This is a genomic window from Streptomyces subrutilus, from assembly GCF_008704535.1.
GTDB classification, from domain to species: domain Bacteria; phylum Actinomycetota; class Actinomycetes; order Streptomycetales; family Streptomycetaceae; genus Streptomyces; species Streptomyces subrutilus.
Window position 1 is genome coordinate 2,008,174 of record NZ_CP023701.1, and the last position, 21,836, is coordinate 2,030,009.

The 21,836-nt window shown below is 72.8% G+C and carries 18 protein-coding genes; 7 read left to right on the forward strand and 11 right to left on the reverse strand.

Going from position 1 to position 21,836, the window contains the following annotated elements; genetic code table 11:
* Nucleotides 1-114: 114 nt before the first annotated feature.
* Entirely contained in the window at nucleotides 115-1,545 is a 1,431-nt protein-coding gene (locus CP968_RS08545) for an AAA family ATPase (RefSeq protein ID WP_229886166.1), read from the reverse strand.
* A 66-nt stretch (nucleotides 1,546-1,611) separates the two neighbouring features.
* Nucleotides 1,612-2,007, reverse strand: coding sequence for a cell division protein SepF (locus CP968_RS08550; RefSeq protein WP_048477630.1), 396 nt, complete (start codon nucleotides 2,005-2,007; stop codon nucleotides 1,612-1,614).
* Between the two features lie 158 nt (nucleotides 2,008-2,165).
* Between CP968_RS08550 and CP968_RS08555 the strand changes: the two genes are divergently transcribed.
* Complete coding sequence (locus CP968_RS08555; RefSeq protein ID WP_150517426.1) at nucleotides 2,166-2,915, forward strand: DUF2470 domain-containing protein; 750 nt, start codon at nucleotides 2,166-2,168, stop codon at nucleotides 2,913-2,915.
* A gap of 218 nt (nucleotides 2,916-3,133) precedes the next feature.
* Here the strand turns inward: CP968_RS08555 and ssuE are convergent, their stop codons facing one another.
* Together ssuE and CP968_RS08565 are read right to left on the reverse strand one after the other, a co-directional pair.
* Nucleotides 3,134-3,694 carry an NADPH-dependent FMN reductase gene (gene ssuE, locus CP968_RS08560; protein ID WP_150517427.1) on the reverse strand — a complete coding sequence of 187 codons (561 nt, stop codon included), beginning with the start codon at nucleotides 3,692-3,694 and terminating at the stop codon, nucleotides 3,134-3,136.
* Nucleotides 3,695-3,790: 96 nt separating this feature from the next.
* Entirely contained in the window at nucleotides 3,791-4,732 is a 942-nt protein-coding gene (locus CP968_RS08565; RefSeq protein WP_150517428.1) for a TauD/TfdA dioxygenase family protein, read from the reverse strand.
* 553 nt (nucleotides 4,733-5,285) lie between these two features.
* Here CP968_RS08565 and CP968_RS08570 point away from each other — a divergent pair.
* From CP968_RS08570 to meaB, 3 genes are read left to right on the forward strand one after another with little or no spacing between them, the layout of a single operon-like run.
* Nucleotides 5,286-7,145, forward strand: coding sequence for a methylmalonyl-CoA mutase family protein (locus tag CP968_RS08570; RefSeq protein ID WP_150517429.1), 1,860 nt, complete (start codon nucleotides 5,286-5,288; stop codon nucleotides 7,143-7,145).
* Nucleotides 7,142-9,331, forward strand: coding sequence for a methylmalonyl-CoA mutase (gene scpA, locus CP968_RS08575; protein ID WP_150517430.1), 2,190 nt, complete (start codon nucleotides 7,142-7,144; stop codon nucleotides 9,329-9,331). The genes CP968_RS08570 and scpA overlap by 4 nt, the downstream gene beginning before the upstream one ends.
* 12 nt (nucleotides 9,332-9,343) lie before the next feature.
* The gene (gene meaB, locus CP968_RS08580; RefSeq protein ID WP_150517431.1) at nucleotides 9,344-10,330 is read left to right on the forward strand and encodes a methylmalonyl Co-A mutase-associated GTPase MeaB; all 987 of its coding nucleotides are present in this window, start codon (nucleotides 9,344-9,346) and stop codon (nucleotides 10,328-10,330) included.
* Nucleotides 10,331-10,389: 59 nt separating this feature from the next.
* On the opposite strand, the gene CP968_RS08585 is transcribed toward meaB, so the two are convergent.
* On the reverse strand, nucleotides 10,390-11,391 hold the full coding sequence (locus tag CP968_RS08585) for an asparaginase (RefSeq protein WP_150517432.1): 1,002 nt from the start codon (nucleotides 11,389-11,391) through the stop codon (nucleotides 10,390-10,392).
* A gap of 123 nt (nucleotides 11,392-11,514) precedes the next feature.
* Between CP968_RS08585 and CP968_RS08590 the strand changes: the two genes are divergently transcribed.
* Nucleotides 11,515-11,964 (forward strand): Lrp/AsnC family transcriptional regulator, encoded by a 450-nt coding sequence (locus CP968_RS08590; RefSeq protein WP_150517433.1) that lies wholly within the window; start codon nucleotides 11,515-11,517, stop codon nucleotides 11,962-11,964.
* A 133-nt stretch (nucleotides 11,965-12,097) separates the two neighbouring features.
* On the opposite strand, the gene CP968_RS08595 is transcribed toward CP968_RS08590, so the two are convergent.
* On the reverse strand, nucleotides 12,098-13,429 hold the full coding sequence (locus CP968_RS08595) for a class I SAM-dependent RNA methyltransferase (protein WP_150517434.1): 1,332 nt from the start codon (nucleotides 13,427-13,429) through the stop codon (nucleotides 12,098-12,100).
* Nucleotides 13,430-13,533: 104 nt separating this feature from the next.
* Nucleotides 13,534-15,585 carry an APC family permease gene (locus tag CP968_RS08600; protein ID WP_150517435.1) on the reverse strand — a complete coding sequence of 684 codons (2,052 nt, stop codon included), beginning with the start codon at nucleotides 15,583-15,585 and terminating at the stop codon, nucleotides 13,534-13,536.
* Nucleotides 15,586-15,793: 208 nt separating this feature from the next.
* On the opposite strand from CP968_RS08600, the gene CP968_RS08605 reads away from it, so the two are divergent.
* Both CP968_RS08605 and CP968_RS08610 read left to right on the forward strand, forming a co-directional pair.
* Nucleotides 15,794-16,462, forward strand: coding sequence for a potassium channel family protein (locus CP968_RS08605; RefSeq protein WP_150517436.1), 669 nt, complete (start codon nucleotides 15,794-15,796; stop codon nucleotides 16,460-16,462).
* Entirely contained in the window at nucleotides 16,459-17,124 is a 666-nt protein-coding gene (locus CP968_RS08610; RefSeq protein WP_150517437.1) for a potassium channel family protein, read from the forward strand. The genes CP968_RS08605 and CP968_RS08610 overlap by 4 nt, the downstream gene beginning before the upstream one ends.
* Nucleotides 17,125-17,287: 163 nt before the next feature.
* On the opposite strand, the gene CP968_RS08615 is transcribed toward CP968_RS08610, so the two are convergent.
* From CP968_RS08615 to CP968_RS08630, 4 genes are read right to left on the reverse strand one after another with little or no spacing between them, the layout of a single operon-like run.
* Nucleotides 17,288-18,061 carry a DUF3159 domain-containing protein gene (locus tag CP968_RS08615; protein ID WP_150517438.1) on the reverse strand — a complete coding sequence of 258 codons (774 nt, stop codon included), beginning with the start codon at nucleotides 18,059-18,061 and terminating at the stop codon, nucleotides 17,288-17,290.
* A gap of 3 nt (nucleotides 18,062-18,064) precedes the next feature.
* Complete coding sequence (locus CP968_RS08620) at nucleotides 18,065-18,484, reverse strand: OB-fold nucleic acid binding domain-containing protein (protein ID WP_150517439.1); 420 nt, start codon at nucleotides 18,482-18,484, stop codon at nucleotides 18,065-18,067.
* Nucleotides 18,485-18,508: 24 nt separating this feature from the next.
* A complete protein-coding gene (locus CP968_RS08625; RefSeq protein ID WP_150517440.1) occupies nucleotides 18,509-19,195 on the reverse strand; it encodes a response regulator in 687 nt (228 codons plus the stop codon).
* Nucleotides 19,192-21,825 (reverse strand): sensor histidine kinase, encoded by a 2,634-nt coding sequence (locus CP968_RS08630; RefSeq protein ID WP_150517441.1) that lies wholly within the window; start codon nucleotides 21,823-21,825, stop codon nucleotides 19,192-19,194. The genes CP968_RS08625 and CP968_RS08630 overlap by 4 nt, the downstream gene beginning before the upstream one ends.
* Nucleotides 21,826-21,836: the final 11 nt, after the last annotated feature.

The window sequence follows — 21,836 nt, forward strand, 5'->3', positions numbered from 1 at the left end:
CCTCGTCGCGCGGCCCGGACCGGCCGTCGCGCGGCTCGGGCCCGTCGCCACCCGGCCCGGACCGGTCGGGGTGCGGCGCGGGGTGATCGTGGTGCGGCAGGTCGGACTCGTCGTTCATGGGGACAGGTCTACCACCGTGACGCCCGCGAGCCCGCGCGCCGTCGCGGCGGTGGTCTCCCCCACCGCCGCGGCCAGCCGCACGTGGCCCCGGCCGCAGCACAGCAGGGCCAGCCTCAGCAGCTCCGCGCTCTGGCCGCGGTCCATGTCCCGGTCGAGACCGTCGGCCAGCACGGTCATCGCCTGCTGCGCGGAGAGCAGTTCGGCAGCCGGGTCCATCGCCAGCACCCCCGGCCCGGTCAGCAGGACGAGGGCGAGCGCGAGGAACCGGAGCTCACCGGAGCCGAGGCGGCCGAGCTCCGTGGCGGGCCGGCCGTCACCCCGGTCCAGTACCGCGCGGAGCAGCCCGTCCCCGGCGGCCCGCACCTCCAGCCCGGCGACGGGTCCCGCGCAGGCCGTACGGGCGGCCTCCGACAGCAGCGCGTGGCGGGTGCCGCACTCGTGCCGCGTCCGGCGCAGTACGTCGGCCAGGTTGGCGCAGTCACCCCTCAGCAGGCCCTCCCCCGCAGGCACGGGCGCGCGCATCCGCTCGGGGCGCGGGTCGCAGGGGAACACCGAGCGCAGGGCCACCACCACCTGCTCGGCGGCGGCCAGCACCTGCCGCTGCCCGACGGTGGAGCCGGCCACCCGGAGTGGGAGCAGGGCGGTGCCCAGCCGGTCGTCGGGGAGCGGGGCCCTGGTGACGCCGATCGCGCCGCCGGTCAGCCAGGCCGCCTGGACCGAGCGGCGGCCCGGGTCGCGCAGGGCGGTGCCGAGCAGGACCTGGCCGTCCTGCGAGAGCCGTTCGCCGACGATGCGCAGGGCGGGCTCCGCCTGGACGGCGAGGTCGAGCCGGACCGGTCCGGCGGGGCCGTCCACCGTGCATCCGATGCGGAAGCCGCGGCGCTGCTGGGCGTCGGGGCGGGCCCGCTCGGGGACGCGGGCGGCCGGATCGGGGAAGGCCTCCTCCAGGGTGGCGCCGGAACCGAGCGCGGCCAGCGCGGCGTATGCGGCCAGGACCTGGGACTTGCCGCTCCCGCTCGGGCCGGCGAGGAGGGTGACGGGGCCGAGCGGGAAGGAGGCCGACCGGTGCACACCGAAGGCGGAGAGCCGTAACCCGGTCACCACGGGCCGGTGCCGCGCCCCCGCGATCAGCTCGCGCACCTGACCGGCGGCCGGGTCCGCGCCCGGCCCGGCAGCCCGGCCGCTCGCCTGCGCCGGCACCCGCCCGGCCCCCGCAGCGGAACCGGCAGCAGCGGCTGAAGCCCTGGCTTCAACCCCCGTGGCGGCGGCCACAACGGGGTCGGCGACAACGGCTTCGGTCAGGACAGGTTCGGTGACGGCAGGTTCGGTGACAACGGGGTCGGCGACAACGGGGTAGGCGACAACGGGTGCAGGGTCGATCACGGCCGGGGCGGAGCCCGGGGCGGTGTCCAGGGTGGCGTCCATGCGCGGACGGTACGGGCCGTCGGGCACCACCCGGACCCGGCGAACCGTTCCGTCGTGGCGACCTTCCTACGATCGGGGGACGGCCGCGGCCGCGATCCCCTCGACCTCGGTGCCGACCGGTGCCAGCAGGAAGACGTTCCGGTCCACCCGGTGCATCCCGCTGCCCAGTCCGAAGACCACGCCGCTGCTGAAGTCCAGGATGCGCTTGGCCACTTCGCCGTCCGCCCCCGTGAGGTCGAGCAGCACCGGGATCTGCGCGATCAGGTACTCCGCCACCTCCCGCGCGTCCGCGAAGATCTGTACCCGGATCACCACGAAGCGCCGCTGCTCCGCCGCCGACGCCCCGGGCGCCGTGGGGATCGTGCGGTGGTCCACCCGGGAGGGCCATTCGTTGCGACTGCGCAGGGGGACCACCTGCGCGAGCCCCTCCCACTGTTCGTCGGTGACGTCGTACCTGCTCACCGGACCGCCCCGGCCGTGCGCTTCATGTGCATCCCGCCATCCTCTCGCGTTTCACCCGTTCAGCCCAACAACGACACGAACCGGCCGCACTGTCCCCGGCGGGGGCTGTAGGTTAGGTTAGGCATACCTAACCCACTCGGGACGATGGAGAGATCCGCATGCGCATGTCCGGTGCATCCGCCACCCCGGCCGCCGACCCCGCACCCGCCGCCGCACGGCCCACCGACGCCGAACGGGTGCGGTCGGTCCTGGCCGCCGCTCACTCCATGACCGTGGTCGTCGACGGCCTCCGGACCGAGGTGCGCCACCTCGACGACAGCGACGTCCTGGGCCGGCTGCACCTGCACCCCGCCGCCCCGGCGGCGGGCAACCCGCTCGCCGCCCTGGACGACGAACGCCCCTCGATCCGGCTGGAGTTCACCGACATCGCACCGACCCCCGCGCGCGACCGGGTGCGCGCCCGGGTCGCCGTCCTGGGCCGCCTGCTCACCCCGTACGCCGAGGCGAGCAGCGGCGACAGCACCTGCATGGAGTACGGCCAGGCGATCCTGGAGACCTCGGAGGGCTTCTCGTCCATCGACCTCGCCGAGCTCGACGCCGCCTGCCCCGACCCCCTCGCCCCGTACGAGGCCGGGATGCTCACGCACCTCCTCGACGACCACCCCGACCTGGTCACCCTGCTGCTGCGGCTGGTCGACCCGCTGCCCGCCACCGGTATCCTGCGCGCACTGCCCGTGGCCCTGGACCGGTACGGGATCACCCTGCGGCTGGAGGAGCGGCGCGGCCACCGCGACGTACGGCTGCCCTTCCCCTCGGCGCTCGACCACGTCGAGCAGTCCGGCGCCCAGATCCAGGCCCTCTTCAGCGCGGCGCGGCGGCGTTCGCACCGCAACACCCTGCCCGCCTGAGCGGCTGCCGGGAAATAGCCCCACGACGCGCCCCGTTGACCGTGATCATGAAGGCCATTGCGTACGACGCGAACGGAACTCCCGCCGGTCTGAGGCTCGTTGACGTCCCCGATCCCAAGGTCGGGCCGGACGAGGTGCTCGTCCGGGTCAAGGCCGCCGGGGTCAACCGGTGCCGGGGGCCGGCGCCAGGCGGGCCCGCGGCGCCCCGGGGCCGGCCGTTACGGGGCCGCGCTGAGCGCGGCGGTGCCGTGCGCGGCCCGCAGGGCGCCGGCGAACTCGTCGACGGCCTGGAAGAGGTCGAGCTCGGCCTCGGGCCGCAGCCGGTCGGGGCCGGCGCCGCGCTCGACGGAGGAGTCCAGCACGAAGCGTCCGGCGGTGACGTGCCCGGCGCCGAGGGCGGCGAGCACGGGTCGCAGCGCGTAGTCGATGGTCAGGACGTGGGCGAGGCTGCCGCCGGTGGCCAGGGGGAACACCGTCTTGCCGGCCAGTCCGTCCTGCGGGAGCAGGTCGAGGAAGGCCTTGAGCAGGCCGGAGTACGCGGCCTTGTAGACCGGGGTCGCGATGACGAGGCCGTCGGCCTCGGCGACCGCCTCCAGGGCACGGCGGATCTCGGGCTCGCCGCGCCGGGCCGAGAGCAGGTCGGCGGCGGGGAGCTCGCGGACGGAGAGGTGCGCGGTCGTGAAGCCGGCGTGGGAGAGGCGGCGCAGCACGTGGTCGGCGACGACGGCGGTACGGGAGTTGAGGGAGGGACTGCCGGTGATGGCGAGCAGCTGGGGCACGGTGGGTCCTCGGGTGTCGTACGGGGTGGGACAGGGCGGGCCGGGCGGGTGCGGGTCGCACGGGCCGGCGGCACGGGGCCGCCGACGGGCCCGGGGTCAGGCGTCCGGGCCGGTGGAGGCGCCGGAGGGGATGCCGAAGGCGGGGGCCGGAACGGTCTCGGGGCTGATCAGCCGGGACGGCCGGCCGTCGGGGCCGACCGGGACGTCGCCGTCGACGGTGACGCGGCGCAGGGTGCGCTCGTGGTCGTCGGAGTCGTCCACGCCGTAGTGCTGGGTGGCGCGGTTGTCCCAGATCGCGACGTCGCCGGCCCGCCACTGCCAGCGCACGGTGTTCTCGGGGCTCTCGACGTGCGCCTGGAAGAGGTCCTGGAGGATCCGCGAGTCCCGGCCGGTCAGGCCGCTGATGCGCTGGACGAAGTTGCCCAGGAGCAGGGTGCGTTCACCGGTCTCGGGGTGGACGCGGACCACCGGGTGCTCGGTGAGGAAGGTGGTCGAGGTGAAGACCTCGCGGTACTGGGCCAGGGCCTCCGCGGGGGCGTCGGGCCGCAGGGCGGCGTAGTCGTAGGCGTTCGAGTGCACGGCCCGCAGTCCGTCGGCGAGGGCGCGCAGCGGCTCGGGGAGGTGGCTGTAGGCGGTGGCGGTGTTGGCCCACAGGGTGTTGCCGCCGTACGGCGGTATGGTGACGGCCCGCAGGATGGAGAAGGCGGGGTAGGCGGGGACGAAGGTGACGTCGGTGTGCCACTGGTTGGCGCGGGCACCGTGCTCCGAGTCGATGCCGAGGGCGTAACGGCCGTCGGCGGACGGCACGGTGGGGTGCGCGACCGGCGCTCCGAGCAGCCGGGCGAAGGCCTCGTGCGCGGCCTCGTCGAGGTGGCCCTGGTCGCGGAGGAAGACGACCTTGTGGGCGAGGAGGGCATCGCGGATCTCTGCGACCGTCCCCTCGGACAGGTCGCCGCCGAGCCGCACGCCACCGATCTCGGCGCCGATGCGGCCGCCGATCCGGGTGACGGTGGTGGTGGTCTGGGTGGCGGTGGCCATGGGTGCTCCCCGGGCAGGGCTACGGCATGTTTCCGCAGCGGAAGGAGTGGGCCGCGCGTGCGGGCCGCGGAAGGGCGCGCGGCACGCGGGACGGACGGAGCGGGCGGAGCTCAGACCCGGCGCGGGGCCGGACAACGGCCCTGACACCCGCCCGGCGCGCTACCGCTGCCGAGGGTGTGGAGCCGCGGGGCGAGGTGCTCGAACGCGGACATGTCGGGAGCCTGTCAGCGCCCCCACCCTCGGTCAACCCCTCCCGCCGGCCCCGCCTAACACCCCCCGCACCCCCTGCGACCAGGCATTTTCCCTCCATCCACCTCCGCCGGACGGCCGAAACCAGTGGCCTGATTTCACAGCCCCGCAACGCCCCGGCCACGCACCCGCGAACCACCCCCGCCACGGCCGTGAACCGCGCCGGCCCACCGCGGACGACCCGGCCCGACCGGGGCCCACGCTTCCATCCGCTCTTCCGTGCCCCCTCCCCCCTCACCTGAGAGGGGGAGATCACATCCGGTGGTTCTGGTCGTTGCCCGGGCACCCCCCTAGCATTCGAGCCATGACGGTCCTGCCTGATGACGGGCTCTCCTTGGCCGCCGAATTCCCTGACGCGACGCATGAGCAGTGGCAGCGCCTGGTAGAAGGCGTGCTGCGCAAGTCGGGCAAGGAAGTTTCCGGCGGGGCAGCGGAGGACGCGTTGTCCACCACGCTCCAGGACGGGCTCATCACCCGTCCGCTGTACACCGCGCCCGAGAAGGCTCCCGACACCGGCTTCCCCGGTTCCGCCCCCTTCGTCCGGGGAGGCAGGGCCGAGGGCAACGCCGTCGGGGGCTGGGGCGTGCGCCAGCGTCACCTCGGCACCGACCCCGTACGGGTGAACGAGGCCGTCCTCGCCGACCTGGAGAACGGCGTCACCTCCCTCTGGCTCGTCCTCGGCCGCGGCGGCCTGCCCGTCGACGGCCTCGCCCGCGCGCTGGAGGGGGTCTACCTCGACCTCGCCCCGGTCACGCTGGACGCCGGAGCGGAGCACGCCGACGCCGCCACCGCGTTCCTGGAGCTCTGCGCGGCGCGCGGCACCGCCCCGGCGGACGTGCGCGCCCGGCTCGGCGCCGACCCGCTGGGCCACGAGGCCCGCACCGGCGAGGCCCTCGACACGGCGGCCGCGGTTGCCTTGGCGCGCACCGCCGCCGAGGGGTACCCGCAGGTCCGGGCGGTGACCGTGGACGCCCTGCCGTACCACGAGGCCGGCGGTTCGGCCGCCGAGGAGCTGGGCCTGTCCCTGGCCACCGGCGTGGCGTACCTGCGCGCCCTCACCGGGGGCGGGCTGAGCACCGAAGCCGCCCTCGGCCAGCTGGAGTTCCGCTACGCCGCGACCGCGGACCAGTTCCTCACCATCGCGAAGCTGCGCGCGGCCCGCCGGCTGTGGGCCCGCGTCGCCGAGGCCTCGGGGGCCCCGGAGGCGGGCGCCCAGCGACAGCACGTCGTCACCTCGCCGGTGATGACGACCCGCCGCGACCCCTGGGTGAACATGCTGCGCGCCACCGTCGCCTGCATGGCGGCGGGCGTGGGCGGCGCGGACGCGGTGACCGTGCTGCCCTTCGACCACGCGCTGGGCCTGCCCGACGCGTTCGCGCGCCGCATCGCCCGCAACACCTCCACCATCCTGGTGGAGGAATCGCACCTGGCCCGGGTGATCGACCCGGCCGGCGGCTCCTACTACGTGGAGCGCCTCACCGACGAACTGGCGCACGCCGCCTGGGCGTTCTTCCAGACCGTGGAGAAGGCGGGCGGCCAGGCCGCCGCCCTGCGCTCGGGCCTGGTCGCCGAACGCCTCGCCGCCACCTGGGCGGAGCGGTCCCGGAAGCTGGCGCAGCGCCGCGAACCGATCACCGGGGTCAGCGAGTTCCCGCTGCTGTCGGAGAAGCCGGTCGTACGCGAGCCCGCGCCCCCCGCACCCTCCGGCGGCCTGCCGCGCGTACGGCGCGACGAGGCGTACGAGGTGCTGCGCGCCCGCAGCGACGCACACCTGGCGGCCACCGGGGCCCGGCCGCGGATCTTCCTGGCGGCGCTGGGCCCGGCGGCCGCGCACACGGCGCGCGCCACCTTCGCCTCGAACCTGTTCCAGGCGGGCGGCGTGGAGCCGGTCCACGACCCGGTGTCGGTGACCGCCGAGACGGCCGCGGCCGCGTACGCGGCCAGCGGCGCCGACGGTACGGCCGTGCTGTGCTCCAGCGACGCCCTGTACGCGGAGCAGGCGGCGGCGGTGGCGGCCGCCCTGCGCGCGGCGGGCGCGACGACGGTGTTCCTCGCCGGGAAGCCGGGAACCGCCGAGGAGGCGGTGGACGCGTACGTCTTCGCCGGCTGCGACGCGGTCGCCGTGCTGTCCCGCGTGCTCGACCGGATGGGAGTGACGTCGTGAGCAGCATCCCCGATTTCTCCGAGCTCGCCCTGGACGGCGCCGGCCCCTCGGCCGGCTCCGAGGAGCAGTGGCGCGCCGCGGTCAAGGAGTCCACCGGGACCGCCCCGGCCGACCTGCTGTGGGAGACCCCCGAGGGCATCGGCGTGCAGCCGCTGTACACCGGGCGGGACCTGGAGGGCCTGGACTTCCTGCGGACCTATCCCGGCGTGGCCCCGTACCTGCGCGGGCCGTACCCGACGATGTACGTCAACCAGCCCTGGACCATCCGCCAGTACGCCGGCTTCTCCACGGCCGAGGAGTCGAACGCCTTCTACCGGCGCAACCTCGCCTCAGGCCAGAAGGGCCTGTCGGTCGCCTTCGACCTGCCGACGCACCGCGGCTACGACAGCGACCACCCGCGCGTGACCGGCGACGTCGGCATGGCCGGCGTGGCGATCGACTCGATCTACGACATGCGGCAGCTGTTCGACGGGATCCCGCTCGACCGGATGTCGGTGTCGATGACGATGAACGGCGCGGTGCTGCCCGTCCTCGCCCTCTACATCGTGGCGGCGGAGGAGCAGGGCGTCTCCCCCGACAAGCTCGCCGGGACCATCCAGAACGACATCCTCAAGGAGTTCATGGTCCGCAACACCTACATCTACCCGCCCAAGCCCTCGATGCGGATCATCTCCGACATCTTCTCCTTCACCTCGCAGAAGATGCCCCGGTACAACTCGATCTCCATCTCCGGCTACCACATCCAGGAGGCCGGGGCCACGGCCGACCTGGAGCTGGCGTACACGCTGGCCGACGGCGTGGAGTACCTGCGGGCCGGGCAGGCCGTCGGGCTGGACGTGGACGCGTTCGCACCGCGCCTGTCGTTCTTCTGGGCGATCGGCATGAACTTCTTCATGGAGGTCGCGAAGCTGCGCGCCGCCCGCCTGCTGTGGGCGCGCCTGGTGGGGCAGTTCGACCCGAAGAACGCCAAGTCGCTCTCGCTGCGCACCCATTCGCAGACCTCGGGCTGGTCGCTGACCGCGCAGGACGTCTTCAACAACGTGACGCGCACCTGCATCGAGGCGATGGCCGCGACCCAGGGGCACACCCAGTCGCTGCACACCAACGCCCTGGACGAGGCCCTCGCCCTGCCCACCGACTTCTCGGCGCGCATCGCCCGCAACACGCAGCTGCTGCTCCAGCAGGAGTCGGGCACCTGCCGGTCCATCGACCCGTGGGGCGGCAGCGCGTACGTCGAGAAGCTGACGTACGACCTGGCCCGGCGGGCCTGGCAGCACATCCAGGAGGTCGAGGCGGCCGGCGGCATGGCGCAGGCCATCGACGCGGGCATCCCCAAGCTGCGCGTGGAGGAGGCCGCGGCCCGCACCCAGGCGCGGATCGACTCCGGGCGGCAGCCGGTGATCGGCGTGAACAAGTACCGGGTGGCCACAGACGAGGAGATCGACGTACTGAAGGTCGACAACTCCTCGGTGCGCAGCCGGCAGATCGCCAAGCTGCGGCGGCTGCGCGAGGAGCGCGACGAGGCGCACACGCAGGACACGCTGCGGGCGCTGACGAACGCGGCGGGCAGCGGCGAGGGCAACCTGCTGGCGCTCGCGGTGGACGCGGCCCGCGCCAAGGCGACCGTGGGCGAGATCTCGGACGCGCTGGAGAAGGTGTACGGGCGGCACGCGAGCCAGATCCGTACCATCTCGGGTGTGTACCGCATGGAAGCAGGCGCGTCCCCGTCCGTGGAGCGCACGCGCGCGCTCGTGGACCGCTTCGAGGAGGCGGAGGGCCGGCGTCCGCGCATCCTCGTCGCGAAGATGGGCCAGGACGGCCACGACCGCGGACAGAAGGTGATCGCCACGGCCTTCGCCGACCTGGGCTTCGACGTGGACGTCGGCCCGCTCTTCCAGACCCCGGCGGAGGTGGCCCGCCAGGCCGTCGAGGCGGACGTCCACGTCGTGGGCGTCTCGTCGCTGGCGGCCGGCCACCTGACCCTCGTACCGGCGCTGCGCGAGCAGCTGGCGGAGGAGGGGCGCGAGGACATCATGATCGTCGTGGGCGGGGTCATCCCGCCCGCGGACGTGCCCACGCTGCTGGAGATGGGTGCGACGGCCGTCTTCCCGCCCGGCACGGTCATCCCGGACGCCGCCCACGACCTGGTGACGCGGCTGGCCGCGGACCTGGGCCACGAGCTGTAGGCGGCCGGGGCCATGCCGCCGAAGATCGACATCGACGCGTACGCCAAGGGCGTGCTCGACGGGAAGCGCGCGTACGTGGCGCGCGCGATCACCCTGGTCGAGTCCACCCGGGCGGAGCACCGGGCCTTGGCGCAGTCCCTGTTGACGGAGCTGCTGCCGCACGCGGGGCGGGCGCGGCGGATCGGTATCAGCGGGGTGCCGGGGGTGGGGAAGTCCACCTTCATCGACGCGTTCGGCACGATGCTGACCGGACTGGGCCACCGGGTCGCGGTCCTGGCCGTGGACCCGTCGTCCACCCGGACGGGCGGCTCCATCCTCGGTGACAAGACGCGGATGGAGCGGCTGGCCGTGGACCCGGCGGCGTTCGTCCGCCCGTCGCCCTCGGCGGGGACGCTGGGCGGCGTCGCGAAGGCCACCCGCGAATCGATGATCGTGATGGAGGCGGCGGGCTACGACGTGGTCCTCGTCGAGACGGTCGGGGTGGGCCAGTCGGAGACCACGGTCGCCGGCATGGTCGACTCCTTCCTGCTGCTCTCGCTGGCCCGGACGGGCGATCAGCTCCAGGGCATCAAGAAGGGCGTCCTGGAGCTGGCGGACGTCCTGGCGGTCAACAAGGCCGACGGCCCGCACGAACGCGACGCCAAGGCCGCCGCCCGCGAACTGTCGGGCGCGCTGCGCCTGATGCACCCGGCCGACGCGGCGTGGACCCCGCCGGTGCTGACGTGCAGCGCCCGGGAGTCGGCGGGCCTGGACGAGGTGTGGAACCGGCTGGAGCAGCACCGGACGCTGCTGGAGGCGGGGGGCCGGCTGGCGGCGAAGCGGGCGGCCCAGCAGGTGGAGTGGACCTGGTCCATGGTCCGCGACGCCCTCCTGGAACGCCTGCGCGCGAACCCGGCCGTACGCGAACTGGCCCCGGCCCTGGAAGCGGCGGTCCGGGCAGGCACCCTGACCCCCACCTCGGCGGCGGACACCATCCTGTCCGCGTTCACCCGCCCCTGACGGCAACGGCGCCGGGGCGGGAGTGGTGGGGCGGGGGTGGTGGGGCGGGGGTGGTGGGGCTAGGCCCCGACGAGGACCGCTCCGTCGGCCCCCAGCGCCTGCCGCAGCAGTCCGACGCGCCGCCCCCCGTCGGCACTGCCCAGCAACGCCGACAGCACCGCGATCCGCGTCTGCCCGGCCCGCAGCGTCCCGGCCGGCACGGCCCCGGCCGCGACCAGGTCCACGGCTCCGCCGTGCGTGTAGATCTCGGTGACCGGCCCGGCAGCGACCCGCGTGGTGAGCGCGACGAGCACCCCGTTCGCGACGGCGGCCCGCACGGCGTCCACGATCTCCGGGGTCGCGTTCCCGGCCCCCGTGCCGACCAGCACGATGCCGCTCGCGCCCGCCGCCACGGCGGCGTTCAGCAGGACCGGGTCGCCGTCGGCGTGGTGCATCACCATGTCGACCCGCGGCGGCACCTCGGGCATCGCGGGCAGCGGCAGGCTCTCGGGCCGCTGCTGCCCGCGCAGCACCACGACCTTGCCGAAGCCGACCTTGCCGAGCGGTTCCCGCGACGGGTCGGCGAACGCGTCCAGGGCCACGGCCTGCGTCTTCACCGTCCCGCGGGCGGCGTGCACCCGGCCCGCGAACACGATCAGCACCCCCAGCCCGCGCGCGGTCGACGCGGTCAGCAGGGCGTCGTACAGGTTCCCGGGCCCGTCCCCGTCCTCGCTCCCCATCGGCAGCTGCGACCCGGTGAACACCACCGGCCGCTCGTCGTGGTGGTGGAGGTCGACGAGGAACGCCGACTCCTCCAGGGTGTCGGTGCCGTGGGTGACGACGATGCCGTCCACCCCGGGGTCGGCGAGCACCTCGTGCACGGTGCGCAGCAGGGTCAGCTGGTGGGCGGTGGTGAGCCGCGGGCTGTTCACGCTGAACAGGTCGACCAGCTCGACGGTGATGCCCTCGGGCAGCGGTGCGGTGGCGACGACCTCGCTGCCGTCGGCGTCCGCGGCGAATCCGGAGCCCTGCCAGCGGCTGGCTATGGTCCCGCCGGTGCTGATGACGACGATCCGTCCCATGGCCGTGGCCCTTCCCTCAGTCTCGTACGCGCAGACGACAGTCGGCAATGATAGAGAGATCTACGCGCAATGCGATTGCCAATCTGACCGCACCTGTCACATTGGGTACGTAATAATTGCGCGATGGACGCCATTGACAGAGATATCTTGCGCGAGCTCCAGGCCGACGGCCGACTCAGCAACCAGGAGCTCGCCCAGCGCGTGGGCCTGACCCCCTCCCCCTGCATGCGCCGGGTCCGCCAGCTCGAACAGGACGGGGTGATCCAGGGCTACCACGCCGTGATCGACCCGGAGGCGGTGGGCCGCGGCTTCGAGGTCCTGGTCTCGGTCGAGGTCCGCCGCGACCGCGAGGCGGTCGAAACCTTCGAGGCGGCCCTCCAGGAGATCCCCGACGTCATCGAGGCCTACCGCCTCTTCGGCAGCCCCGGCTGCCTGCTCCGCATCGCGGTGGCGGACCTGCGCGCATACGAACGCCTGTGGATCGAGAAGCTCACGGCCCTCACCGGGGTCACCGAGGTCAACTCCCAGATCATCATGAAGCGCATCAAGGAACCCACGGGCCTGCCCGTCTGACCGCGGAAAGCCGACCGGGACACCGCCCGCCCCCGGAACGACCGCCGCCACGTCGCCGGGCAGTACAGAAGCAGGCCGGCCGGAAGCGGGGCCGGCCCGACCCGAGCCCCGCACCCCGCCAATCGAGCCCGGCTCAGGCGTCCTTCACGACCCGCTCAAGGATCGCCACGCACTCCACGTGGTGGGTCATCGGGAACAGGTCGAAGACGCGCAGCGTGCGGACCTTGTAGCCGTTCTCCTTGAAGTAGCCCAGGTCGCGGGCCAGGGCCGCCGGGTCGCAGGCCACGTAGGCGATGCGGCGCGCCGAGAGGCCCGCGATGTGGCGGACCGTCTGCTTGCCCGCGCCCGCGCGGGGCGGGTCCAGGACCACCAGGTCGCACTCGGTGATGCCGGTCTTCGGGAGGATCTGCTCGACCTTGCCCTGCTCGATCCGGACCCGGGGGAAGTCGGCCAGGTTGTGCCGGGCGTCCTCGACCGCGCGCTTCGTGGACTCGATGCCGAGCACCGCGCCCGTCTCGCCGAGCCGTTCCGCCAGCGCGCCCGCGAAGATGCCGACCCCGCAGTACAGGTCGAGGGCCATCTCGCCCTTGCGCGGCATCAGGCCCTGCATGACCGCCTTGATCAGGGTGTCCGCGGCCTGGGGGTGGACCTGCCAGAAGCCGCCCATGCCCACGCGGTACGTACGGCCGTCCGCCCGCTCCCGTACGAAGGGGCGGCCGTGGACCCGGTGGACCCCGCCGTCCTTCTCCTCGACCCGCAGCACCGACACCGGCTTGTCCAGCTCCACCAGGGGGAGGCGGCCGCCGGGGCGGGGGGTGAGGACGACCTGGCGGTCCTGGGAGCCGGTGGCCGCGATGGCCTCGACCGTGGCCATCTGGGGCCAGTCCTGCTTCTCGATGCCCAGCTCGCTGACGCCCGGCGCCGCGATCATGCAGTGGTCGATCAGCTCGATGTCGTGCGAGCGGTGCCGGCGCAGGCCGGCGTTGCCGTCCTCGTCGATCGCGAACTGCACGCGGGTGCGCCACTGCGGGACCTCGCCGGCCGGCAGCTTGTCGCCCTCGGCCGGCATGACCGTGCCGTCCCAGCCGGCCTCCTCGGGGGTCAGTCCGGCGAGCCGCTTGAGCTGCTCGGCGACGACCTCGCCCTTGAGCCGGCGCTGGGCGCCGGGCTTGGCGTGCTGCCAGTCGCAGCCGCCGCACTTGCCGGGGCCGGCGTACGGGCACGGGGCGGCGACGCGGTCCTTGGAGGCGTCGAGCACGGTGATCGCGTCGGCGCGCAGGAAGCGGGAGTCGGTGTCGCCCTCGGTGACCTTGGCGACGACCTTCTCGCCCGGCAGGGTGTGGCGGACGAAGAGGACCCGGCCCTCGGCGGTCCGGGCGATGCAGTGGCCGCCGTGCGCGACGGGGCCGACCTCGACCTCGTACTCCTCCCCGACCAGTGACTGCTTCTCGATCTGCTCGGTCATGGTGGGGAGACTCCAAAAAATAAACGGGAACGGCCGGACGACCGACCCACCAGTTTACGTGGATCCCGTCCGACCGTTCGCCACCCCTGCCCCGCCCCGCGGCCCTACTTCGCCGCCGGGTCCTTCGGCGGCCGCGGCGTGTCCACCGGGCCTCGGCGGACGGCGCCGGGCGGGCTCCACTCCTGGCGCTTCTTGGCCCGGCGCTTCGCGAGCTCCGAGGACTCCAGCTGGTAGGGCACCGAGGTGACCATCACACCGGGGGTGAACAGCAGCCGGCCCTTGAGCCGCAGCGCGCTCTGGTTGTGCAGGAGGTGCTCGTACCAGCGGCCGACGACGTACTCGGGGATGTACACGCTGACGGCGTCGCGCGGGTTCTCGCTGCGCAGCCCCTTCACGTACTCGACGACCGGGCGGGTGATCTCCCGGTACGGGGAGTCGAGGATCTTGAGCGGGACGTTGATCCCGCGCTGTTCCCAGTCCGCGCGCAGCGCCTTGGTCTCGGCCGGGTCGACGCTGATGCTGAGCGCTTCCAGGGTGTCCGAGCGGGTCAGCTTGGCGAAGGCCAGGGCGCGCAGGGTGGGCTTGTGGACCTTGGAGACCAGCACGATGGAGTGCACCCGCGAGGGCCGCACGCTGTCGTCGCTGGGGCCTTCGGCGGCCGCGATCTCGTGGGCGACGCGGTCGTAGTGCTTGCGGATCGCGGTCATGGTCCCGTAGAAGATCACCATGCCGAGGAGGGCCACCCAGGCGCCGTGCGTGAACTTGGTCGCGAGGACGACGACCAGGACCATGCCGGTGAAGAAGGCGCCGAAGGTGTTGATGGCCCGGGAGCGGTGCATCCGGCGGCGGACGGCGACGTCGCGCTCCGACTTCAGGTGCCGGTTCCAGTGCCGGACCATGCCGATCTGGCTCAGCGTGAAGGAGACGAAGACACCGACGATGTAGAGCTGGATCAGCTTCGTCGAGTCGGCGTCGTAGAGCCACACGAGCAGCATGGCGGCGCCGGCCAGGAGCACGATGCCGTTGGAGAAGGCGAGCCGGTCGCCGCGGGTGTGCAGCTGGCGCGGCAGGTAGCGGTCCTGGGCGAGGATCGAGCCGAGCAGCGGGAAGCCGTTGTACGCGGTGTTGGCGGCCAGGAAGAGGACCAGCGCGGTGGCCGCGGCCAGGACGATGAAGAGGAAGCTTCCGTCGCCGAAGACGGCTTCGGCGACCTGCGAGATCACCGGGTGCTGTACGTATCCGGAGCCGACGGGGGTGCCGTCCTGGAGCAGGTCGGTGGCGGGGCTCTCGGCCATCTTGACGTCGGTGGCGAGCGCCAGGCCGATGATCCCGCAGAACATGGTGACGGCCAGACCGCCCATGAGGGCGAGGGTGGTGGCCGCGTTCTTGCTCTTGGGTTTGCGGAAGGCGGGGACGCCGTTGCTGATGGCCTCGACGCCGGTCAGGGCCGCACAGCCGGAGGAAAAGGCTCTCAGCAGCAGGAAGACGAGTGCGAATCCGGCGATCCCCTGGTGTTCGGGTTTGATCTCCAGATCCGCGGTCGGAGCCTTCATGGTGTCGTCGAGCACGATGCCCTTGAACGCACCCCAGGCGATCATGACGAAAACCGCGCCGACGAAGACGTACGTCGGGATCGCGAAGAGGTTCCCGGATTCCTTCACGCCGCGCAGATTCATCAGCGTGAGCAGCAAAATCATGATCATCGCCGAGAGCACCTTGTGCTCGATGACGAAATGCACCGCGGAGCCGAGGTTCTCGACTCCGGAGGAGATGGAGACGGCGACGGTCAGGACGTAGTCGACGAGCAGGGCGCTCGCGACGGTGAGGCCGGCCTTGGGCCCGAGGTTGGTGTTGGCGACCTCGTAGTCACCGCCGCCGCTGGGGTAGGCGTGGACGTTCTGCCGGTAGGAGGCCACCACGGTGAACATCAGCACGACGACCGCCGCGGCGATCCACGGGCTGAAGTGGTACGCGGAAACACCCGCGATCGACAGGACCAGCAGGACCTCGCCCGGGGCGTAGGCCACGGAGGAGAGCGGGTCGGACGCGAACACGGGTAGGGCGATCCGCTTGGGGAGGAGTGTTTCTCCCAGGCGGTCGCTGCGTAGCGCCCGGCCGATCAGGATCCGTTTGGGCACGTCGGTCAGTTTGGACACGGAGAGGATCGTAAGCGTTCGAAATCAGGCTGACGAACCCCCACCCCCTCTTACCCCGATCCCGCCGCAATTCCTCCCCCGCTGCACCGCAAGACACCCCGCCCCCGACCGCCCGTGTGTAGCTTGGGCCGTGGTCTGAGACCCTGTTAAGCCAGAGCATGCAATGAGGCTGGGAACCAGCGAGTCGCTGACAGCCGGAAGGACGGCCGTGCACATCGTCATCATGGGCTGCGGAAGAGTGGGCTCCGCCCTCGCGCAGACCCTGGAACAGCAGGGGCATACGGTCGCCGTGGTCGACCAGGACCCCACCGCATTCCGCCGGCTGGGCGCCGGCTTCGGCGGCCGCCGCGTGACCGGGGTCGGCTTCGACCAGGACACCCTGAGGGAGGCCGGGATCGAGGACGCGGGCGCTTTCGCGGCCGTCAGCAGCGGTGACAATTCCAACATCATCGCGGCCCGCGTGGCCCGGGAGATGTTCGGGGTGGAGAACGTCGCGGCCCGGATCTACGACCCCAAGCGCGCCGAGGTCTACCAGCGCCTGGGCATCCCCACCGTCGCGACCGTGCGGTGGACCGCCGACCAGATGCTCCGCCGGCTGTTGCCGTCGGGCGCGGAACCGCTGTGGCGCGACCCGAGCGGCGGTGTGCAGCTCGCCGAGGTGCACACCTCGGCCGCCTGGATCGGCCACAAGGTCAGCAAGCTCCAGGAGGAGACCGGCGTCCGCGTCGCCTTCCTCACCCGTCTGGGCGAGGCGATGCTGCCCACGTCCGCGACGGTGCTCCAGGAAGGCGACCTCGTCCACGTGATGATGCGCACGGACGAGATCGGCAAGGTCGAGGCGGCGTTCGCCGAAGGACCCGAGGAGGCACACGCATGAGGGTCGCGATCGCCGGAGCCGGCGCGGTGGGCCGCTCCATCGCGGGAGAGCTGCTGGAGAACGGCCACGAGGTGCTCCTCGTCGACAAGGCCCCGACCGCCATCTCGGTGGAGCGGGTCCCGCAGGCCGAGTGGCTGCTGGCCGACGCCTGCGAGATCACCTCGCTGGACGAGGCGGCGCTCCAGCGCTGCAACGTGGTCATCGCGGCGACCGGTGACGACAAGGTCAACCTGGTCGTCTCCCTGCTGGCCAAGACCGAGTACGGGGTGCCGCGGGTGGTGGCCCGCGTCAACAACCCGAAGAACGAGTGGCTCTTCAACGAGTCCTGGGGCGTCGACGTCGCCGTCTCCACTCCCCGTCTGATGTCGGCCCTGGTCGAGGAGGCCGTCAGCGTCGGCGACCTGGTGCGGCTGCTGCGCTTCAGCCACGGCGACGCCAACCTCGTCGAGCTGACCCTGCCGTCCGACTCCTCCGTCGCCGGCACCCAGATCAGCGAGATCTCCTGGCCCGAGGACACCTCGCTGGTCACGATCATCCGGGGCAACCGGGTCCTCACCCCGCACGGCGAGGAGACGCTGGAGCCGGGCGACGAGCTGCTCTTCGTGGCCGCCCAGGCCCGTGAGGAGCAGTTGGAGGTCCTCCTCCAGGCCCGCCGCCCGTAGCCGCGGGCCCCGTCCGTACGCCGAACCCGTTGCGCCGTACGCCGAAGGGGGCGGGGGGACCGACCGGTCCCCCCGCCCCCTTCGCCCTGCCCGCCCCTCCCGCGCCCGGCCCGGAGCCGCAGCCGGGGTCCGGGACACGGACGGACGGGTCGGGGATCCGGCGTCAGACGCCCGGTTCCTTCGTGGCGGCCCGCGCCGCCTTGGCCGCCTTGGCCGCGGCCTTGGCCTCCTTCTCGGCCTGCTCCTCGGCCTCCCACTCCGCGATCACGTCGATCGGCGGCGGGGCCTTCGCGAGGAACATCCAGGTGAAGTAGACGGCGAGCACCATCGGCGGCAGCTTCAGCGCGATCAGCACCCAGCCGAGCTGGGTCGCGTCCCCCCACCAGTACAGCGGGAAGAGGATCGCGTACTTGGCCAGGAAGATCAGCCCCCACGCCAGGCTGGCCTTGGTGTACGCCTTCTTGCGGCCGGGGTTGCGGGTCCGCCAGGAGAGGTTCTCCTTGAAGACCGGGCCCAGGATCACGCCCAGCAGCGGGAAGCCCACCAGCGCCGAGATCGTGAAGGCCGCGCCCAGGCCGACGCCGTAGATCATGCCCGGCAGGTAGAAGCCCTTCGCGCTGCCGGTGAAGAGCGCGAAGGCCACGCCGACGCCCACGCCGAAGACGCCGCTGAAGGCGTGCTTCACCGTGTCCTTGCGCAGCAGCCGGACGATCACCAGCAGGACCGCGACCGCGCCCGCCGCGATGGCGGAGAGCTTCACGTCCTTGTTGATCGTGTAGATCATCACGAAGAGCAGCCCGGGGAGCATCGTCTCCACGGTGCCCCGGATGCCCCCGAAGGCGTCGAAGAGCGCCGCCTGCGTCACCGCCTTCTGGTCCTCGGAAGGGGGCGGGGGGGTGCCGGGCTCTGGGGTGGTCGGTTTGTCGAGTGACGTCACCGGTTACTGCTCCTGTCCGAGCGGTCGGAGTTCGTACTTCGGGTTGAAGAGCACCCGGCGGCCATGGGACATGGAAATGCGTCCGGAGGCGATCATGCGGCGGCCGGGCTCGATTCCCACGATCGAGCGACGCCCGAGCCAGACCACGTCCAGCGGAGCCGAGCCGTCGAACAGCTCGGCCTCCAGCGCGGGTACGCCGGCCCGGGGACGCAGGGTGACCGTACGCAAGGTACCGGTCACCTTGACTATCTGGCGGTCGTCGCAGTCGCAGATCCGCAGGCAGCCCGCGGCTTCTGCGTCCTCCTGCAGCTCCGCCGAATGCAGCTCCTCCTGCGAGGTCGACAGCCGCTCTATCATCCGGCGGAACCGGCCCGACGGCCTGACCGGCTTCACGGGCTTCACGGGACGCGGTTCAGCACTCATACAGGAAGCGTACCGGCGCGCCGTCTACCTCTCGAAGCGGTAGCCCATGCCCGGTTCGGTGATGAAGTGCCGCGGGTGCGAGGGATCCGCCTCCAGCTTGCGGCGCAGCTGCGCCATGTACACCCGCAGGTAGTTGGTCTCCGTGCCGTACGAGGGCCCCCAGACCTCCTGCAGCAGCTGCTTCTGGCTGACGAGCCGGCCCGTGTTGCGCACCAGCACCTCCAGGAGGTGCCATTCGGTCGGCGTGAGGCGGACGTCGCGGCCCTCGCGCACCGCCTTCTTGGCCGCCAGGTCCACCGTGAAGCCCTCCGTCTCGACGAGCACCTCGTCCTCGCCGGTGCCGGCGGCCGGCTCGGCCCGGCGGACGGCGGCGCGCAGCCGGGCCAGCAGCTCGTCCATGCCGAAGGGCTTGGTCACGTAGTCGTCGGCGCCCGCGTCGAGGGCCTCCACCTTCTCGTCGGAGCTGTGCCGGGCGGACAGGACCAGGATCGGCACGCGGGTCCAGCCGCGCAGGCCCTTGATCACCTCCACCCCGTCCATGTCGGGCAGCCCGAGGTCGAGGACGACCACGTCGGGGTGGCGGGCCGCCGCGAGCTCCAGGGCGGTGGCCCCGTCCGCGGCGGCGTCGACCTCGTACTTGCGCGCCTTCAGATTGATCACGAGGGCTCGGACGATCTGCGGCTCGTCTTCCACCACGAGCACCCGGGTCATTGGGGTCCTGCCTTCTGTCGTGTCCGATCACGGTCGTGATCGCGTTCCACTATGTCCGTACCGGGGCCGGTACGGGTGGCGCTGCTGTGTCCTTCGGCGTCCATCAGCATCCGCTCGGCGCTCCCGCCGGGGGCCGCCGTGCGCAGGGTGAGGACCATGGTCAGGCCGCCGCCGGGGGTGTCCTCGGCGGTCAGGGTGCCGTCCATGGCCTCGGCGAAGCCGCGGGCGACCGCGAGCCCGAGGCCCACGCCGGCTCCGCGCGGGGCGTCGCCGTGCCGCTGGAAGGGCGCGAAGATGCGGTCCTTGGCCTCGTCGGGCACGCCCGGCCCGCGGTCGACGACGCGCACCTCGACCCGGCTGCCGAGGGTGCTCGCGGCCACCAGCACCGGTTCTCCGCCCGGGCTGTACTTGACGGCGTTCTCGACCACGTTGGCCACGGCCCGCTCCAGCAGCCCCGGATCGACCGCGACCATCGGCAGCGACTCGGGCACGTCCAGCAGCACGCTGTCCTCCGGTACGCCGCCCAGCGCCATCGGGACCACCTCGTCGAGGTCGATCGCGCGGATCAGCGGGGTGACGGTGCCGGTCTGGAGCCGGGACATGTCGAGCAGGTTGCCCACCAGGTGGTCGAGCCGGTCGGCGCCGGCCTCGATGCCTTCGAGGAGCTCGGCCCGGTCCTCCTCGGACCACTCCACGTCGTCCGAGCGCAGGGAGGTGACGGAGGCCTTGATGGAGGCCAGCGGGGTGCGCAGGTCGTGGCTCACGGCGGCCAGCAGCGCGGTCCGGATCCGGTTGCCCTCCGCCATCCTGCGGGCCTCCTCGGCCTCGCCGACCAGTCGCTGCCGGTCCAGCACCACGGCGGCCTGGGCGGCGAAGGCGCCGAGCACCCGGCGGTCCTCGGCGGGCAGCACCCGGCCGGACAGGGCCAGGGCCATGTGGTCCCCGATCGGCATGTCCACGTCCGCGTCCTCGGGCCGGTCCACCGGGCGGGGACCGACGCTCCCGGCCCGGTTCCAGGGCTCGACGTCGCTCTCCCGCTCCAGGAGCGCCACGGACTCCATGGCGAAGGTCTCGCGCACCCGCTCCAGCAGCGCGTCCAGGGTGGTCTCCCCGCGCAGCACGCTGCCGGCCAGGAAGGAGAGGATCTCGGACTCGGCGCGCAGCCGGGCGGCCTGGTGGGTGCGCCGGGCGGCCAGGTCCACCACCGAGGCCACCGAGACGGCGACGCCGAAGAACACGGCGATGGCCATGATGTTGCGGGGGTCGGAGACGGTGAACCGGTGCAGCGGCGCGGCGAAGAAGTAGTTCAGCAGCAGCGAGCCGAAGGCGGCCGAGGCCAGCGCCGGCCACAGCCCGCCCAGCAGCGCGGCCGCGACGGTCAGCGCCAGGAACAGCAGCATGTCGTTGGCGAGGCCGGGGTCCGCGTCGATGTGGGTCAGCAGCAGGCACAGCAGGACGGGGAAACCGACCCCGACCACCCAGCCGGCCACGATCCTGGGCCGCCCGAGGCGGGCCGCGGAGCGGACCACGGGCAGGCCGCGCCCCTTGGCGACCTCCTCGTGCGTGACGATGTGCACGTCGAGGTCGGGCCCCGAGTCCCGGGCCACGCTCGCGCCGACGCCCGGCCCGAAGACGTACTGCCAGGAGGGTCGGCGGCTGGAGCCGAGCACGATCTGGGTGGCGTTGACGCCCCGGGCGAACGCGAGCAGCGCGTCGGGGATGTCGTCGCCTATGACGTGGTGGAACGTTCCGCCCAGGTCTTCGACGAGGGTCCGCTGGACCGCGAGCTCCTTGGGCGAGGCGGCGGTGAGGCCGTCGCTGCGCGCGATGTAGACGGCGAGGATCTCGCTGCCCGAGCCCTTGGCCGCCATCCGGGAGGCCCGCCGGATGAGCGTGCGCCCCTCCGGCCCGCCGGTCAGCCCGACGACGATGCGCTCGCGGGCCTGCCAGGTCGAACGGATGTCGTGCTCGCCGCGGTACTGCTGGAGGTATTCGTCGGCCCGGTCGGCGACCCACAGGAGGGCGAGTTCGCGCAGCGCGGTGAGGTTGCCGGGGCGGAAGTAGTTGGACAGGGCCGCGTCGACCTTGTCCGGCCGGTAGATGTTGCCGTGGGCCATCCGGCGGCGCAGGGCCTGCGGCGACATGTCGACCAGTTCGACCTGGTCGGCCCGGCGCACCACCTCGTCCGGCACGGTCTCCCGCTGCCGGACCCCGGTGATCGACTCGACCACGTCCCCGAGGGACTCCAGGTGCTGGATGTTCACCGTGGACACGACGTCGATGCCGGCCCGCAGCAGCTCCTCCACGTCCTGCCAGCGCTTGGCGTTGCGCGAGCCGGGGACGTTGGTGTGCGCGAGCTCGTCGACGAGGGCGACGGCCGGGGCGCGGGCCAGGAGCGCGTCCACGTCCATCTCGGTGAAGGCCGCGCCGCGGTGGACCAGCGTGCGCCGGGGCACCTCTTCGAGGCCGTGGAGCATCACCTCGGTACGCGGCCGGCCGTGGTGCTCGACGAAGCCGACGACGATGTCGCCGCCCCGTTCGACCCTGCGGTGGCCCTCGGAGAGCATCGCGTAGGTCTTGCCCACACCGGGCGCCGCGCCGAGATAGATCCTGAGCTTGCCGCGTCCCATGCGCCCATTCT